This window comes from Sulfitobacter sp. G5_S2_6_S6 (assembly GCF_054968505.1).
In genome coordinates this window covers 198,534-213,539 of record NZ_JBQKUI010000002.1, presented here as the reverse complement: position 1 = coordinate 213,539, position 15,006 = coordinate 198,534, and the positions used below count along the sequence as shown (strand labels likewise).

Annotated in this window: 15 protein-coding genes; 7 read left to right on the top strand and 8 right to left on the bottom strand. The window is 60.2% G+C overall.

What is annotated here, in order from left to right; all coding sequences use genetic code 11:
• Positions 1-11: 11 nt before the first annotated feature.
• Positions 12-1,340 carry an NAD(P)/FAD-dependent oxidoreductase gene (locus ACTRWK_RS05085; RefSeq protein WP_462843811.1) on the top strand — a complete coding sequence of 443 codons (1,329 nt, stop codon included), beginning with the start codon at positions 12-14 and terminating at the stop codon, positions 1,338-1,340.
• A gap of 60 nt (positions 1,341-1,400) precedes the next feature.
• Complete coding sequence (locus tag ACTRWK_RS05080; protein WP_037942586.1) at positions 1,401-2,720, top strand: UDP-glucose dehydrogenase family protein; 1,320 nt, start codon at positions 1,401-1,403, stop codon at positions 2,718-2,720.
• A gap of 47 nt (positions 2,721-2,767) precedes the next feature.
• On the opposite strand, the gene trhO is transcribed toward ACTRWK_RS05080, so the two are convergent.
• On the bottom strand, positions 2,768-3,667 hold the full coding sequence (gene trhO / locus ACTRWK_RS05075) for an oxygen-dependent tRNA uridine(34) hydroxylase TrhO (RefSeq protein ID WP_289081356.1): 900 nt from the start codon (positions 3,665-3,667) through the stop codon (positions 2,768-2,770).
• 102 nt (positions 3,668-3,769) lie between these two features.
• On the opposite strand from trhO, the gene pncA reads away from it, so the two are divergent.
• Positions 3,770-4,366 carry a bifunctional nicotinamidase/pyrazinamidase gene (pncA, locus tag ACTRWK_RS05070; RefSeq protein ID WP_180829228.1) on the top strand — a complete coding sequence of 199 codons (597 nt, stop codon included), beginning with the start codon at positions 3,770-3,772 and terminating at the stop codon, positions 4,364-4,366.
• On the opposite strand, the gene ACTRWK_RS05065 is transcribed toward pncA, so the two are convergent.
• Positions 4,353-5,012 carry a MarC family protein gene (locus ACTRWK_RS05065; protein ID WP_005850509.1) on the bottom strand — a complete coding sequence of 220 codons (660 nt, stop codon included), beginning with the start codon at positions 5,010-5,012 and terminating at the stop codon, positions 4,353-4,355. The two genes, pncA and ACTRWK_RS05065, sit on opposite strands and share 14 nt — an antisense overlap.
• Positions 5,013-5,137: 125 nt before the next feature.
• Here ACTRWK_RS05065 and pncB point away from each other — a divergent pair, with 125 nt between their 5' ends.
• Entirely contained in the window at positions 5,138-6,430 is a 1,293-nt protein-coding gene (gene pncB / locus ACTRWK_RS05060) for a nicotinate phosphoribosyltransferase (RefSeq protein WP_009825586.1), read from the top strand.
• A gap of 87 nt (positions 6,431-6,517) precedes the next feature.
• Here the strand turns inward: pncB and ACTRWK_RS05055 are convergent, their stop codons facing one another.
• From ACTRWK_RS05055 to ACTRWK_RS05030, 6 genes are all read right to left on the bottom strand, one after another.
• Complete coding sequence (locus ACTRWK_RS05055; RefSeq protein WP_037942593.1) at positions 6,518-7,063, bottom strand: hypothetical protein; 546 nt, start codon at positions 7,061-7,063, stop codon at positions 6,518-6,520.
• Between the two features lie 202 nt (positions 7,064-7,265).
• Complete coding sequence (gene arfB / locus ACTRWK_RS05050) at positions 7,266-7,688, bottom strand: alternative ribosome rescue aminoacyl-tRNA hydrolase ArfB (protein ID WP_005850506.1); 423 nt, start codon at positions 7,686-7,688, stop codon at positions 7,266-7,268.
• A gap of 332 nt (positions 7,689-8,020) precedes the next feature.
• On the bottom strand, positions 8,021-8,641 hold the full coding sequence (locus tag ACTRWK_RS05045) for a queuosine precursor transporter (protein WP_037942876.1): 621 nt from the start codon (positions 8,639-8,641) through the stop codon (positions 8,021-8,023).
• 92 nt (positions 8,642-8,733) lie between these two features.
• Entirely contained in the window at positions 8,734-9,600 is an 867-nt protein-coding gene (locus ACTRWK_RS05040; RefSeq protein ID WP_289081355.1) for an esterase-like activity of phytase family protein, read from the bottom strand.
• 2 nt (positions 9,601-9,602) lie between these two features.
• The gene (gene mepA, locus ACTRWK_RS05035; RefSeq protein ID WP_005850503.1) at positions 9,603-10,538 is read right to left on the bottom strand and encodes a penicillin-insensitive murein endopeptidase; all 936 of its coding nucleotides are present in this window, start codon (positions 10,536-10,538) and stop codon (positions 9,603-9,605) included.
• Positions 10,535-11,908, bottom strand: a complete 1,374-nt coding sequence (locus tag ACTRWK_RS05030; protein WP_037942596.1) for an MFS transporter — start codon at positions 11,906-11,908, stop codon at positions 10,535-10,537. The genes mepA and ACTRWK_RS05030 overlap by 4 nt, the downstream gene beginning before the upstream one ends.
• A gap of 201 nt (positions 11,909-12,109) precedes the next feature.
• Here ACTRWK_RS05030 and ACTRWK_RS05025 point away from each other — a divergent pair, with 201 nt between their 5' ends.
• From ACTRWK_RS05025 to recQ, 3 genes are all read left to right on the top strand, one after another.
• A complete protein-coding gene (locus ACTRWK_RS05025; protein WP_289081354.1) occupies positions 12,110-12,436 on the top strand; it encodes a BLUF domain-containing protein in 327 nt (108 codons plus the stop codon).
• Positions 12,437-12,538: 102 nt separating this feature from the next.
• Positions 12,539-12,826, top strand: coding sequence for a YggT family protein (locus tag ACTRWK_RS05020; protein ID WP_005850500.1), 288 nt, complete (start codon positions 12,539-12,541; stop codon positions 12,824-12,826).
• A 110-nt stretch (positions 12,827-12,936) separates the two neighbouring features.
• Entirely contained in the window at positions 12,937-14,982 is a 2,046-nt protein-coding gene (gene recQ, locus ACTRWK_RS05015; RefSeq protein ID WP_289081353.1) for a DNA helicase RecQ, read from the top strand.
• Positions 14,983-15,006: the final 24 nt, after the last annotated feature.

Here is a 15,006-nt window from a genome sequence, read left to right as displayed (position 1 = left end):
AGAGCGGCGGCATGAAACGAATATTTAACGATTTTGCCTATACAGATGCGCCTAGGGAAGATTGTTGGTGGGATCAAACCTGCGCCGCTACCGACAGGTCTGCGTTGGAAGGTGACGTATCCTGTGACGTGGCGATTGTAGGGGGCGGCTTTACCGGGCTCTCTGCCGCGTTGCGCCTTGCGGAGGCTGGATATTCTGCGGTCGTGCTGGAAAACCGATACGTCGGCTGGGGCGCGTCGGGCCGCAACGGGGGCTTTTGCTGCCTTGGGGGCGGGCGGCTCAGCGATGCCGCGCTGGACAAGCTTTCAGGGCGCGAGGATCGGTTGCGCTTTCGCGCGGCTGAGCTGGCGGCGATCAACTTTGTTGACGCGTTGATCACGCGGCATGGGATCGACGTTGACCGCCACTCTGACGGGGAGATCGAGCTGGCGCATCGGCCCAAGGATATGGACGATTTTCGCACGCGCGCCCGCGAGGTGCGAGAAAACTACGGGCTGGAGGCGCGGCTTATTGATCCCGCGGATTTCACGGCGCATGGGCTTTCGGGGCCGTTCCACGGTGCGCTGCATATTCCGGCGGGCTTTGCGCTGAACCCGCGGAAATACGTGACCGGCCTTGCTGCAGCGGCGGAAAAGGCGGGTGCGGTGATTTACCATGATACGCCTGCGCTTGAGGTGCGGCAGGCGGCGCAGGGTCACGACGTTCGAACGCCCAACGGCAGGGTGCGTGCACAGAAAGTGATTGTCGCCACGAACGGGTATTCGTCGGAAGATTTGGTGCCGGGGCTGTCTGCGCGCTATATGCCCACGCAGTCGACGGTCCTTGTGACCCGCCCCCTGACCGAGGCAGAGCTTGATGCCGCAGGTTGGAAGAGCGATTATATGTCCGCAGATACGCGCAATTTGCTACATTATTTCAGGCTGATGCCGGACCGCCGGATGTTGTTCGGCATGCGCGGCGGTTTGGTGACGGGCAAAGCGGCAGAGGCGCGCGCCATTGCGCGTGTGCGCCGCGATTTCGAAAAGTTTTTCCCGGCGTGGAAAGACGTTGAGACACCCTACCAATGGTCGGGTATGGTATGTCTGTCGCGCGCGCAAATGCCCTTTGTCGGCAAGCTCCCTGACCCCGGTGCTGTCTATGCAAGTCTTTGTTATCATGGGAATGGTGTTGCAATGGGCAGCTATTCGGGCGGGCTGGTCGCGGATCTGGTGATGGGCAAACCCATCGACCGGCCCTACCCTCAGGTCATGCAAAAACCGCTGCGAAAATTCGAACTGGGGCGCTTGCGTCGGCTTCTGATGCCATTTGCCTATCTTGGTTTTGCGCTGTCAGATCACTAGATGTGGGTGCACCGGCTGGCTTGGCTTGCTGACTGTCAAATTGATTTAGGATAAAGTTTCATGAAGATTGCGATGATTGGCACCGGCTATGTCGGTTTGGTCTCGGGTGTTTGTTTCTCGGATTTCGGACATGAAGTTGTCTGTGTCGACAAAGACCCCTCTAAAATCGAGAAGTTGGAAAAGGGCATCGTCCCGATCTACGAGCCCGGTCTTGATGATTTGATGGCCAAGAACGTTGCCGCGGGGCGTCTGTCTTTCACCGGTGACCTTGCCAGTGCAGTGGATGGTGCGGATGCCGTGTTTATCGCGGTTGGGACACCGACCCGCCGCGGGGATGGCCATGCGGATCTGACCTATGTCATGGCCGCCGCAGAAGAGATCGCCTCTGTCCTGACGGGTTATGCGGTGATCGTCACCAAATCGACTGTGCCCGTGGGCACCAACCGTCAGGTCAAACAGGTCGTCGCCAAAGCCAATCCCAAGGCCGAATTCGACGTTGCCTCGAACCCGGAATTCCTGCGTGAAGGGGCCGCGATTGACGACTTTATGCGCCCCGACCGCGTGGTTGTAGGAACGCAGAATGAACGCGCCGAACAGGTGATGAAGGACATCTACCGCCCGCTCTCGCTGCGCGAGTTTTCGATCATGTCGACGGATCTGGAAAGCGCAGAGATGATCAAATACGCCGCCAACGCGTTTTTGGCGACCAAGATTACCTTTATCAACGAAATCGCGGCCCTGTGTGAACGCACAGGCGCAGATGTGAAAATGGTGTCGAAAGGCATGGGGCTGGATAACCGGATCGGGTCCAAGTTCCTGCACGCGGGCCCGGGCTATGGCGGTAGCTGCTTCCCGAAAGACACGCAGGCCTTGGCGCGGATGGGGCAGGATCATTCGGTGCCGATGCAGCTGACCGAAACCGTGATCAAGGTGAACGACGAGGTCAAACGCCGGATGATCGACAAGGTGGTCGACATCTGTGGCGGGTCGGTAAACGGCAAGACCATCGCGGTGCTGGGGGTAACGTTCAAGCCCAACACCGACGATATGCGCGACTCTCCCAGCTTGACGATTGTGCCATCGCTGGTGGGCAACGGGGCCAAGGTGCGTGTGGTTGATCCGCAGGGCAAGCGCGAGGGCGAAGCCTTGCTGCCGGGCGTGTCGTGGCTGGAGGATGCCTATAAGGCCGCGCAAAATGCGGACGCGCTGGTCATTCTGACGGAGTGGAATGAATTCCGCGCGCTGGACCTCAAGCGGATGGCCAAGCGGATGACGACCCCTGCGATGGCAGATCTGCGCAATATCTACAGCCCGAAAGATGCCAAACGCGCCGGTTTCTCGGCCTATGTCTCTATCGGGCGCGAAGGGTTCGGGGCTTAACCTGCACCACCGGCCCGCGCTTGGAACAGGGCGGGCCGACAGCGAGATCAACTGCGGTGGGTTTCGCCACGTGCTTTGGCAAGCGTCATCTGCCGCTGGCGCTCACGGAACCGCGCCTTATCCGCGTCAGAGGTTTCATTGACGCACTGCGGGCAGCTGACGCCGGCCTCGTATCCGGGCTTTGCGGTATCTTCGGGTAGGATCGGGCGACGGCAACCGTGGCACAGCATATGCGGCCCTTCTTTCAACCCGTGACCAACGCTGACCCGGTTATCAAAGACAAAGCAATCGCCTTTCCAGCTGCTTTGCTCTTCGGGGACGTCTTCAAGGTACTTGAGGATGCCCCCCTTGAGGTGGAACACGTCCTCCACCCCTTGGCCGATCAGGTAGTTCGTCGATTTCTCACACCGGATACCGCCGGTGCAGAACATCGCGATTTTCTTGTTGTGGAACCGGTCCTTATTCGCCTCCCACCAGGCGGGGAATTCGCCAAAGCTCTGGGTTTCCGGGTCGATGGCCCCGTCGAATGTGCCGATCGCGACCTCATAGTCATTGCGCGTGTCGATCACGGCAACATCGTCGCGGCCGATCAGATCGTTCCAGTCGGCGGGATCGACGTAATGCCCGACCTTGGCCAGCGGATCGACATCGGGCTGACCCATGGTCACGATCTCGCGCTTCAGGCGGACCTTCATCTTGCCGAAGGGCGGCGTCGTGGCGGTGCTTTCCTTCCACTCAAGATCGGTGCAGCCGGGCAGGGCACGGATATGCGCGATGACCGCGTCGATCCCCGCACGGGGGCCGGCGATGGTGCCGTTGATGCCTTCGGCGGCGACAAGCAGCGTGCCTTTGACGTCATGTTGCGCACAAAGCGCAATCAACGGCGGGCGCAGGGCGTCAGGCGCGTCAAAACGGCTGAAATGATAGAGGGCGGCAATGGTATACATGCGCGCTGAGATACGCCCATGCGGCGGTTCAGGCAAGGGGGTGCCGTGCCGCACCCGCCGTGCTATGTCCCTTGGCACAAGCTGGCCCATGAGGAACCCGATATGACCCACGCCCTGATCGTGATTGATGTGCAAAATGATTTCTGCCCCGGCGGAGCCCTTGCGGTGACAGACGGCGACGCCATCGTCGACGGGATCAACGCGCTGATGGGGCAGGCGGATGCGGTGGTTCTGACGCAGGACTGGCATCCGGCGGGGCATTCCTCCTTTGCGTCGTCCCATGCGGATATGGTGCCGTTCGAGGTGACGCAGATGCCCTATGGCGCGCAGGTGCTGTGGCCGGATCATTGTGTCCAAGGCAGCAACGGGGCCGCGTTCCACCCGCGGCTGGATCAAACCCGTGCCGATATGATCATTCGCAAAGGGTACAACCCCGCCATAGACAGCTATTCTGCGTTCTTCGAAAATGACCAGAAAACGCCTACCGGGCTTGAAGGGTATTTGCGGACACGCGGCATAACCAAGCTGACGATGGTCGGTTTGGCGCTTGATTTCTGCGTTAACTTTTCCGCCGTGGACGCGGCGAAGCTGGGCTTTGATGTCGAGGTCCGTTTGGACCTGTGTCGTGCAATTGACCTGGACGGATCGCTTTCTGCCGCGCGCGAGGCGATGACGACGGCGGGGGTTACTCTGCGCTAAGCGGGGCGTCTTCGACGGGGGCGATGTTGAGGATATCCAGCGCATCCAGCCCGCCAAGCGTGGCATCCACCGCGACGGTCGCCAGAATGATCCCCATGACGCGGCTGATCACGCTGGCGCCCGTGGTCCCCATAAGGTGACCGATCCGCCCCGCGAGCAACAAAAGCACAAGCGTGAACAGCAGCACGACAACCAGCAGGCCCGCCGTGACCAGCTGGTCTGATATCTGGTTGGTGTGGTTGTCCGTCAGGATCACAATCGCCAGCATCGCCCCCGGAGAGGCGATAGACGGCATGGCGAGCGGAAAGACCGCACCGGCGAGATGATCCCGCTCTGCCGCCTCGATTTCCTGTGTCGGTTTCGGGTCGCCGAAAATCATGCTGAGCGCGAAGAGGAACAGGATAATCCCGCCCGCGACCTGAAACGACCCCAGCCGCAGCCCAAGGTTCTCAAGCAGATATTGCCCGCCCACGAGGAACCCAAGCAAGACCAGACCGGCCACCAGTACGGCCCGCAGCGCAAAGCTTTTGTGCAGGTGTTGCGGGACGTTGGCTGTCGCGAAAAGAAAGACGGGAAGGCTGCCAATAGGGTCGATCACGACAAACAAGGTAATCAACTCTCGCAAGAGATTGGGCCATTCCAGCATCTAGCAGCGCTCCTTAGGGGGTTAAGTCGGTGGATTACCACAGGTTTTGCACTGTGTCAGCGGCAATTCCCTTGCCCGTACAAGATGGATGGGCCACAAACACACCGCCTAAGGGAGCTTTGAACATGGTCGACATTGCAAGCCGCGTCTGGAACCACAAGTGGAAGATCGACCCTATCGTGCGGTCCCTGATCGATACGGATTTCTATAAGCTGTTGATGTGCCAGTCGGTTTTTCGCAACAAGCCGGAAACACAGGTCACATTCAGCCTGATCAACCGTTCCAAGCATATCCCGCTGGCCGATCTCATTGACGAAGGAGAGCTGCGCGAACAGCTTGATCACATCCGGTCGCTGTCACTCAGCCGCGGGGAAAGCACTTGGCTGCGTGGGAATACTTTTTACGGCAAGCGTCAGATGTTCCGCCCCGACTTCATGGAGTGGTTCGAGGGCCTGCGCCTGCCGCCCTATCATCTTGAGCGTAAGGGCGACCAATACGAGCTGACATTCGAAGGGTCGTGGCCCGAAGTCATGCTGTGGGAGATCCCCGCCCTCGCCGTCCTGATGGAGCTGCGCAGCCGCGCCGTGCTGGACCGTATGGGCCGGTTCGAACTGCAGGTGCTCTATGCGCGCGGCATGACCCGTGTCTGGGAAAAGATCGAAGCCCTGCGGGAAATCCCCGATCTGTCCATCGCCGATTTCGGCACCCGTCGTCGCCATTCGTTCCTGTGGCAGGATTGGTGCGTGCAGGCCATGCAGGAAGGCTTGGGCGACGCCTTTACCGGCACGTCAAACTGCAAAATCGCCATGAGCCGAGAGGTAGAGGCGATCGGCACCAACGCGCATGAACTGCCGATGGTCTATGCCGCATTGGCCAAGGACGACGCCGCACTTGCGCAAGCGCCCTATGACGTTCTGCAAGACTGGCACGATGAACACGAAGGCAATCTGCGTATCATTCTGCCTGATACTTACGGCACAAAAGGCTTTCTGGATAACGCCCCCGACTGGCTGGCGGGCTGGACCGGCATCCGCGTCGACAGTGGTGATCCGGCGGTGGCGGCACAGACCGCGATCGATTGGTGGAAGTCCCGCGGTGAAGACCCCAGTGAAAAGCGGGTTATTTTCAGCGACGGTCTGGATGTCGCCAAGATCAAGGAACTGCATCAACAGTTCGCCGGCAAGGTCAAAGCCTCCTTTGGGTGGGGCACCTTGCTGACAAATGATTTCCGCGGGCTGGTGCCTGACGACGCGCTCGCCCCGTTTTCGTTGGTGTGCAAAGCGGTAAAGGCGAACGGCAGCCCGACGGTGAAGCTGTCGGATAACCCTAACAAAGCAATGGGCCCGCAGTCAGAGATCGACCGTTACAAACGTGTCTTTGGCGTCGGCGATCAGGCGGCTCAGAAAGTTATCGTCTGATCCGACGGCAAAAGGGGCCAGTGGTTTCCCACCGGCCCCTCTGCTTTATGCCGCCTGCGTGGGGTGCGGGGCATAACTGCAAATCGCTTAGCCGCGGTCGTCGACGATCAGGGTCAGACCGCCCATACCGTTACCGCGCACGGCCACGACCTCTTCCGAGGTGAAGCCTTCGGCTTCCAGCTCTGCGCTCAGGTCGGCATTGGCGTCAACAGAGGCGCGCATGTCATCAACGGCCTCGGCTTGTGCGTCCAGCGCGTCGTCCAGCGCGGTTGTGGTCCCCTGTTTGGATGCTTTCAGCTCCGACACGGTTACGACGTCCAGCTTGGCGTCGGCATCGAACGCGTCAATTTCTGCTTGGGTCTGCGTGTCGGTTTCGGCACCGGCGCGCAGTTCCTGGATCAACTGACCATAGTTTTCCTGCGCGGTGTCGCCGGTGTCGGTCACGGCACCCTTGGCTTGTTTCAGTGTGGAATCGGTGGATAGTGAACCGGATGCGCCAACGTCAGCGCTGATGCCCGACCCTACGTCTGCTGCGCCGCCAACGGCACCATCAACAGAGGTTTGCGCCATCGCTGCGGTGGAAACGCCGGTGGCCATCAGGGTCGCGATCAGTGTTGTGGTCGTAAGTTTCATCTGAGTTCTCCTTAGATTTACTACCAGACATCGCTTGTATGTCTGCGAGGGGAACACCGGGCCGCGGCGATCCGTTCCGGCGCGGATTCGGCGCTATGGCGGCGATTTGCCGATAGAGGGCGCATACCGGCAAAAAACGGCGAGATAGGGGGGCTGCAATAGAAGTGATGGAACGGCGGCGCAGGGCAGGCCCCGCGGCAGGCTATTCCGGCGGATCAACCCGCCCGCGCAGCGCCTTCACCTCGCCCCGCGTCTTTTTCGCCTTCAGCCGGCGTTTCTTCGAACCGAGCGTGGGGCGTGTCGGGATACGCTTTTTGGGCGGCTTCAACGCGGCGGTGATCAGTTCCTTCAGGCGCTCGCGGATAATCTCGCGGTTGCGGACCTGACTTCGGGTTTCGTCACATTGCAGCACCAAAGCGCCCTCGGTCGTCCAACGACGGCCCGCCAGTCTGCGCAGACGGTTTTTGACCGGCGTCGGAATAGAAGGGGAGGTCGCGGCCTCGAACCGCAGTTCCACGGCGCTTGAGACCTTGTTCACATTCTGACCGCCGGGCCCGGAGGCACGCATGAAGCTTTCCGTCAGCTCCCAGTCCTGAATGGCAATCTCGTCCGTGATCCGCAGCATCAAACTCTCCTTCATGGCGACTATCGCATCGCGCAGACCCAAGGGAAAGGGGAACGCCCAGATACGAAAAGGGCCGCCCTGGTGCGGAGCGGCCCAATCGAAGGGTTTAAGGAGGTGGGATCGGTTAGATCGGCGATCCACCCGGGTTGTTTCAACCGTCAGGGGCTGCCCTAACGGGATACCTCCCAAGCTGTTCCGACACCTCGCTCCAATACCGTTCTTGACACTGGATCACCTCCTTTACATTTGTTGAACTCACTTGAAGACTGGCACAGTAATCTGAAAACGCAAAACGTTTTCTGCAGCCGTCCCGGTTCACAAAAGGGTGCCTATCAACTGCGGGTCAAAAGTTGTGCAGTGATGATGCGGAAGGGGATCAGGGCAATCAGCGCAATCCCGAGTTTCACAGACCAGTCTGCAACGGCCAGCGATACCCAAAGCGGCGCGAGCGGGCCGCTGCCGAGCAATGGCAACATTTCGGCCGCCCAGGACACATCGGTTGCAGGATGCAGGAACGACAGGACACCGGAAAATGAGATCGAGAAAAATAGCAACGTATCAAGCGTGCTGCTGACCAGCGTGCTAGCCAAAGGCGCACGCCACCACGTGCCATCGCGCAGCGCAGAGAAGATCGCAACATCGACCAATTGCGCCACGAGGAATGCCACACCGGACCCGATCGCGATGCGCAGGGTCACCAGCGGCCCGAATTCGCCCATGATCTGTGTCCCGATCAGCGAACAGACCAGCCCCACGACAAAGCCTACCAGCACGACACGGCGCGCGGCATCCTTGCCGTAGACGCGGTTCATCACATCGGTGACCAGAAACGCCAGCGGATAGGTGAACGCGCCCCAAGTCAGCCATTGGCCAAAGAGGAACTGAACAAGAATGTTGGAGGCCACAACGATGGCGGCCATGGCAAGAATGCCGGGAAGGTAGGTGCGTGTCATATTTGAAACCGTTTTTTGCAAGGGTGCGGCGACTTGGCCTGCGGGGATCGCAGACGTCATGCGTTGTAGGGAAGGCGGGGCACCCGCGCAAGCTATTGCGTTATCGTCAGCTCGATCACCTGGGTTTCCTGCACGGAGAGGAAGTTATCGTCTGATATCATCATCACCCGCGTGCGCCCGATGGCGTCGCGCCAAACGGTCAGCGCCTCTAGGTTGTCGTATCGCGCGGGCAGGGTTTGCAGCAGCGTCACCGCGCTGGTCTGATCCCCAGAGAGTTCGATCCGCCGCAGGCGTGTGCGAAACCCCAGCGGGGTGACCGTACGCTCGAGCAGATACAACCGCCCTTCGTCGTCGAAATCCGCACCCACGGGGACAAAGGGGCTGTCATTTTCGAGGTAGGCCGCGATGCGCCACGTGCCGTCTTGGTATTTGTACAGCGGGATCTGATCGCCGCGGTTATCCTCGGGCAAGGCATAAAGCGCGCCTGTTGCATCAACGGCCAAAGCTTCAAACCCGGCGTTGTCGCGCAGCACTGCGCCCTCGGGCGGGGCGATGAACTGCAATGGGGTGCCGTCGGCAAGGTTGGTACGCGCGATGCGATGATCGCCTTCGTAGCTGATATAGATGCTGCCATCCGGCGCAATCGCCAGACCTTCGGCGTCGGCCTCGGGTTTGTCCATCACCGCGCCGTTCTTATCGCGCAGCGCGACGGAATGGATGATCTCCATCCCCGTCAGCGTGCCAAGCGCGTCGCGCGACAGGTCGGCCACGATGATCCGCCCGCGGTCACTGATCGCCGTAAGCTGTTTGCCATCCGCGCGCATCTCGACACCGGACAGGCCACCGAACCAGGGGGCGTCATGCTCCCACGTCAACTGCTGATGCTGCGCAATAGGGCCATTTGCACCCGCCGCAAAAGCAGCGGAGGCAAAGCCGAGGGCAAAAAGGATCTGTAGCAAGCTTAGTTCGAATCCAGCACGGATTGGCATTGCGCTGGCAGGTCAGCAAGCAGCAGTTCGCGCTTTGGCTTGCGCTTGGGCGCATTGGGGTTTGGTGGGGGCGGGTTCAGGATATTCGCCTGCCACTGACGCGCATCGGCGCAGCCGTCGCCCGCAGGGGGCGGATCCTGGTTGACGCAGCCGGTCGCCCCTTTGGGGCAGCTTAGCCGAACGTGGAAATGATAGTGGTGCCCGTACCAAGGACGGATTTTGCGCAGCCAGCTGCGGTCGCCCTTTTCATCGGCACACATCTGCACCTTGGCCCCGGGGAAAACAAAGATGCGCGCCACGCGGGGATCAGATGCCGCGGCCTTGAGCACCTGATGGTGCTGCGGGGTCCAGCTGCTGTTCACATAGGCACCGCTGGCCCGACGCATGGAGATAGAGGAAATACTTTCACGCTCTGCCCGGCTGAGCGACAGCGACTTGGGCGGAAGCATCCAGAAATCGGCGTCCAGACCCATCTGGTGACTGGCGTGCCCTGTCAGCATCGGGCCGCCACGGGGCTGGCTGATATCGCCGACATACAGCCCTTCCCATCCGGGTTGCTGCGCGGCCTTCGCGCTGAGCGTTTTGATGTAATCGATCATCTCCGGGTGGCCCCAGTTGCGGTTGCGCGACAGGCGCATGGCTTGCCAGGTCGGCCCCGTTTCCGCCAGTTGTTGTGCCCCCGCGACACAGCCCTTTGAATAGCTGCCGTAAGCGGCGGAAGACTGCCGTGACCCGTCGGCTTTCGCGCCAAAAAGCTTCTTGGCCTGAATGTTGCTGCGCGCGCCCCCCGACGACCCGATGGTCGGCAGGATTTTGGACGCTTCCGCATTCGGCTTGGACGGTGACCCGCCGCAAGCCGCCAGCGTGAGGGCCAGCGCGGTACATGTGAGGATTCGTGTCAGGATCATTTCGCGAAATCTCCGTTCGGTTTCACCCAGACTAACAGAACCAGGCCGATGATGAACAGCCCTACGACAGGGGCGATCCCGATCCGTTGGCTGCCGGATACGTCGCTTGCGATGGCGATCAGGGCAGGGGCCAGAAACGAGGTCGCTTTGCCCGACAGCGCGTAAAGGCCAAACGCCTCTGTCATGCGGTCGGGGTTGCCCTGACGGGTCAGCATATTGCGCGACGATGCCTGCAGCGCCCCGCCCGCCGCCCCGATCAAAGCACCAGCGATGTAAAAGGCGATGTCGGGCGCGGAGGATCCTTCGGCCAGCGTGATGCCCATAATCGAGTTGGGCGTCAGCGAGATGATCAGCACGGCCGTTGCAATCAGGATCAGACAGCATGTTACGATCACAGGCATCGGCCCGATCGCACGATCCACACGCCCGCCCACCCAGCAGAACACCGCGCCTGAAATCGCAGCAAGTATCCCGAAGACGCCGATATCAATAATGCTCCAGTTCAATACGCCAAGCGCGTATATCCCGCCGAATGTGTACATTCCGTTAAGCGCATCGCGGTAAAACATGGATGATCCCAAATAGGCCAGCAGCGACGGGTGACGCGGCAGGTTCTTGAGCGTGACCCACAAATCAGAAAGCCCTTGCCCCACGCGGTAACGCGCCGCGCCGGTCACCGGCGTATCGCGCACATATAGAAAGAAGGGGATCATAAAGACCGCGTACCAGATCGCGGTCAGCGGCCCGACGATGCGCGTATCGGCTTTGGTCGTGGGGTCCAGCCCGAAGAGCGGGCTCAGCCCCGCCATCGTGCGCCCGTTGCTGCCCGCCTGAAACAACGCGATCATCACGATCAGCGCCACAACACCGCCGACATAGCCAAAAGCCCAGCCTGACCCCGACAGCCGCCCGCGCTCTCCCGGGTCGGGATGCAGCTCTGGCAGATAGGAGTTGGTGAAAATTGTCGCGAATTCCATCCCGATCAGGCCAATGCCAAAGAAGAACAGCGCCCACAGGACCGAGAAATCTTGCGGCGCGGTCCACCACAGCGCGGCTGATCCCACCACATAAAGCCCCGAAAACAGCCAGATCCAGGGCATCCGCTTGCCCGATGAATCAGCCACCGCCCCAAGGGTCGGGGCCAGTATCGCGATCATGATCCCCGCAACCGTCAGCCCGTAGCCCCAATAGGCCTGCGCCTGCGCCTTGGCGGCATCCAGCGCCATGCCGCTATCCACAAGATTTGCCGTTGCTGTTTGCGCGAAATACGGGCCGAAAATAAACGTCAGAAGAAGCGTGTTATAGGGTTGGCTGGCCCAGTCAAAGAAATACCAGCCCCAGATTTTCTTGCGCGCTGACGTGGCTGCCATGACTGCTTTCTCCTGTTTTGAGGGACGGTAGTGCAGCAGCCCTACGCGGCGCAAGAGCGGTGTTGTGCGCAACGCCAGCGTGAATTGCCCATCAGTATGTCATATGACATCTCAAAAGGGTCGCTTTTCAAATCCTCTTTGCCTACACAGGGTGCCAACGTTAAGAATGTTTTGGATAATTTTACGAGGCTCCGTATGTCGATGATCCGGCTTTTGTACTTCAGCACCGCAGTTCCTTCGGTCTCTAAGGCGGATGTTGCCGACATATTTACCGTCGCTGTGCGCGAGAATGAAAAACACGGCGTCACTGGCGCCTTGGCCTACAACGGACGCAACTTTTGTCAGGTGCTTGAGGGCGAAGAAGCCTCCATCCGCCAGTTGATCGAAAACATCCAGAAAGACAGTCGTCACAGCGGCTTCAAAATCCTCGACGAAAAGCCGATCGAGACACGGCATTTCGCCGATTGGTCCATGCTTCAGGTCGATAGTCTGGATTTTTCTGTCGTCATCAACGCGATGCAAGCGTGATGTGATGCGATTTTACCAAGAGCGGCGGTGCCAAGGCGCTGCCGCTCTTGTTCTTTGATGCCAGCGCACCTACTTTCACGCTGTGCAACGAAAGGCCCCCTTATGACATCCCTGTTTCAGATCCTGATGCTTCTGCTGAACATCGTTTGGTTCATCATCATCGCGCATGTCATCATGAGCTGGCTGATTAATTTTCAGGTTTTAAATCTTCGTCAACCTTTGGTGGCGCAAGTTTGGGATGGGCTGAATCGCTTGTTGGAGCCTGTTTATGGCCGGGTCCGCAGCTTTCTGCCGCAAATGGGCGGGCTTGATCTGGCACCGCTGGTCGTTCTGATCGCCGTTGCCGTTCTGCGTATCCTGCTGATCAACAACGCCGCGCTGTTCTACTGATCGGGCGGCTGCTGGGGGCAAAGACCCCGCCGGACGCACGGGCAGGGATTGTTCCCCGCCCGCGACTATGAGATTCTGCAAACTGCAGGTTAGATACAGTTGGGTTTTTCATGTCAGGCGCTGCCACGCTACTTCGTGATGTCTTTGGATTTGACGGGTTCCGCCCCGGCCAACAAGAGATCGTAGAGGCCGTTACCGCCGGCGAAAACACATTGGCCATCATGCCCACGGGTGGTGGTAAATCTCTTTGTTTCCAAATGCCTGCACTTTTGCGCGACGGGGTGACGGTGGTGATATCGCCGTTGATTGCGCTGATGCGCGATCAGGTCCGCGCGCTGCAAGAGCTTGGCGTCGGGGCGGGGGCGCTGACCTCTGGCAATACGCCCGAGGAAACCGATGCCGTGTGGGAAGGGCTTGAGGCCGGAACGCTCAAGCTGCTCTATATGGCCCCCGAACGGCTCGCTGCGGGGTCGGTTACGGGCATGCTCAAACGGGTTGGCGTATCGCTGATCGCCGTGGACGAGGCGCATTGCGTCAGCCAGTGGGGCCATGATTTCCGCCCCGATTACCTGCGCATCGGCGAATTGCGTCGCACGCTTGACGTTCCGCTGGCCGCGTTCACCGCAACGGCGGACACGGAAACCCAAGCCGAGATCGTTCAGAAACTATTCGACGGTGTCCCCCCGCGCGCCTTCCTGCGCGGGTTCGACCGGCCCAATATCCATCTGGCTTTTGCAGCCAAAAACGGGCCGCGCGCGCAGATACTGAACTTTGCGTCAGGGCGTAGGGGGCAGTCGGGCATCGTCTATTGCGGAACGCGGGCCAAGACCGAAGGGCTGGCCAAAGCGTTGCGCGACGACGGACATCTGGCATTGCATTATCATGGTGGGATGGAGGCGGACGACCGCCGCACCGCCGAACGCCGTTTCCAGCAGGAAGACGGGCTGATTGTAGTGGCGACAGTGGCCTTTGGTATGGGCATCGACAAGCCGGATATCCGCTGGGTAGCCCACGCCGATCTGCCCAAATCCATCGAAGCATACTACCAGGAAATCGGGCGCGCGGGTCGCGATGGTGCGCCGGCCGAGACGCTGACGTTGTTCGGCCCTGATGATATCCGTTTGCGCCGCAGCCAGATCGACGAAGGGCTCGCCCCGCCGGAACGGCGCGCCGCTGATCATGCACGGCTGAACGCGCTGCTGGGGCTGGCCGAAGCATTGGCGTGTCGCCGTGCGAACCTGTTGAAATACTTTGACGAAACCGATGTCACCTGTGGCAATTGCGACCTTTGCGATACGCCTGTCGATGTGTTTGACGGGACCACCGCCGTGCGCAAAGCGCTGTCGGCGATGCTGCGCACCGAGGAATGGTTTGGCGCAGGCCATCTGATCGACATCCTGCTGGGCAATGAAACCGATAAAATCCGTGAACGCGGGCACAGCGATTTACCGACCTATGGCGTGGGCAGGGAATATGACAAACGCGAATGGCAGGCGGTGTTCCGGCAAATGATGGGGCACGATCTGGTGCGCCCCGATGCCGCACGTCACGGTGCGCTGCGCATGACCGATGCCGCATTGCCAATCCTGCGCGGTGAGGCGTCGATCTCTCTGCGTCGGGACAGTATCCGCGCCGCCGCATCGCAGCGCCGTCCTGCGGTCAAGGCGATGGTCAGCGACGAGGATGCGCCGCTGCTCTCTGCGCTCAAGGCGAAACGACGCGGGCTGGCAGAAGCCGCCAAAGTGCCCGCCTATATCATTTTTAACGACCGCACCCTGATCGAGATGGCCGAGAAACGTCCGGATACACTGGACGCTATGGCCCGTATCGGCGGGGTGGGGGCCAAAAAGCTCGAGAATTTTGGCGATGCGTTTCTAGAGGTGATCAACGGGGCCGCCGCCGAGATGCACCCGACGCGGCGCAAGCTGGCGGGGCGCGCGGCAGGATCGGTGTTCGATCAACTGCGCGAAGTGCAAACCACCTTGTCTCGCGGGGCGGATGGTGGCGAAAAACCGTTGAGCTGCTCGACCTCGCTGCTGGCAAAAGTGGCGCAGCTGCACGCGCCAAACCTTGATGCCATCGAACGCATTTTGGGCGAGAAACGCGCCGAAAGGTTTGGCCCCGCATTTCTGGACGTTTTGCAACAAGCGGGCTAGCTCTTGCTGCGACCAAAAAAGGAA

What these genes read in the sequence shown, in the direction of transcription:
- ACTRWK_RS05085 (WP_462843811.1), top strand. Translation starts at nt 12, where the DNA reads ATGAAACGAATATTTAACGATTTTGCCTATACAGATGCGCCTAGGGAA.
- ACTRWK_RS05080 (WP_037942586.1), top strand. Translation starts at nt 1,401, where the DNA reads ATGAAGATTGCGATGATTGGCACCGGCTATGTCGGTTTGGTCTCGGGT.
- trhO (WP_289081356.1), bottom strand. Translation starts at nt 3,667, where the DNA reads ATGTATACCATTGCCGCCCTCTATCATTTCAGCCGTTTTGACGCGCCT.
- pncA (WP_180829228.1), top strand. Translation starts at nt 3,770, where the DNA reads ATGACCCACGCCCTGATCGTGATTGATGTGCAAAATGATTTCTGCCCC.
- ACTRWK_RS05065 (WP_005850509.1), bottom strand. Translation starts at nt 5,012, where the DNA reads ATGCTGGAATGGCCCAATCTCTTGCGAGAGTTGATTACCTTGTTTGTC.
- pncB (WP_009825586.1), top strand. Translation starts at nt 5,138, where the DNA reads ATGGTCGACATTGCAAGCCGCGTCTGGAACCACAAGTGGAAGATCGAC.
- ACTRWK_RS05055 (WP_037942593.1), bottom strand. Translation starts at nt 7,063, where the DNA reads ATGAAACTTACGACCACAACACTGATCGCGACCCTGATGGCCACCGGC.
- arfB (WP_005850506.1), bottom strand. Translation starts at nt 7,688, where the DNA reads ATGCTGCGGATCACGGACGAGATTGCCATTCAGGACTGGGAGCTGACG.
- ACTRWK_RS05045 (WP_037942876.1), bottom strand. Translation starts at nt 8,641, where the DNA reads ATGACACGCACCTACCTTCCCGGCATTCTTGCCATGGCCGCCATCGTT.
- mepA (WP_005850503.1), bottom strand. Translation starts at nt 10,538, where the DNA reads ATGATCCTGACACGAATCCTCACATGTACCGCGCTGGCCCTCACGCTG.
- ACTRWK_RS05030 (WP_037942596.1), bottom strand. Translation starts at nt 11,908, where the DNA reads ATGGCAGCCACGTCAGCGCGCAAGAAAATCTGGGGCTGGTATTTCTTT.
- ACTRWK_RS05025 (WP_289081354.1), top strand. Translation starts at nt 12,110, where the DNA reads ATGATCCGGCTTTTGTACTTCAGCACCGCAGTTCCTTCGGTCTCTAAG.
- ACTRWK_RS05020 (WP_005850500.1), top strand. Translation starts at nt 12,539, where the DNA reads ATGACATCCCTGTTTCAGATCCTGATGCTTCTGCTGAACATCGTTTGG.
- recQ (WP_289081353.1), top strand. Translation starts at nt 12,937, where the DNA reads ATGTCAGGCGCTGCCACGCTACTTCGTGATGTCTTTGGATTTGACGGG.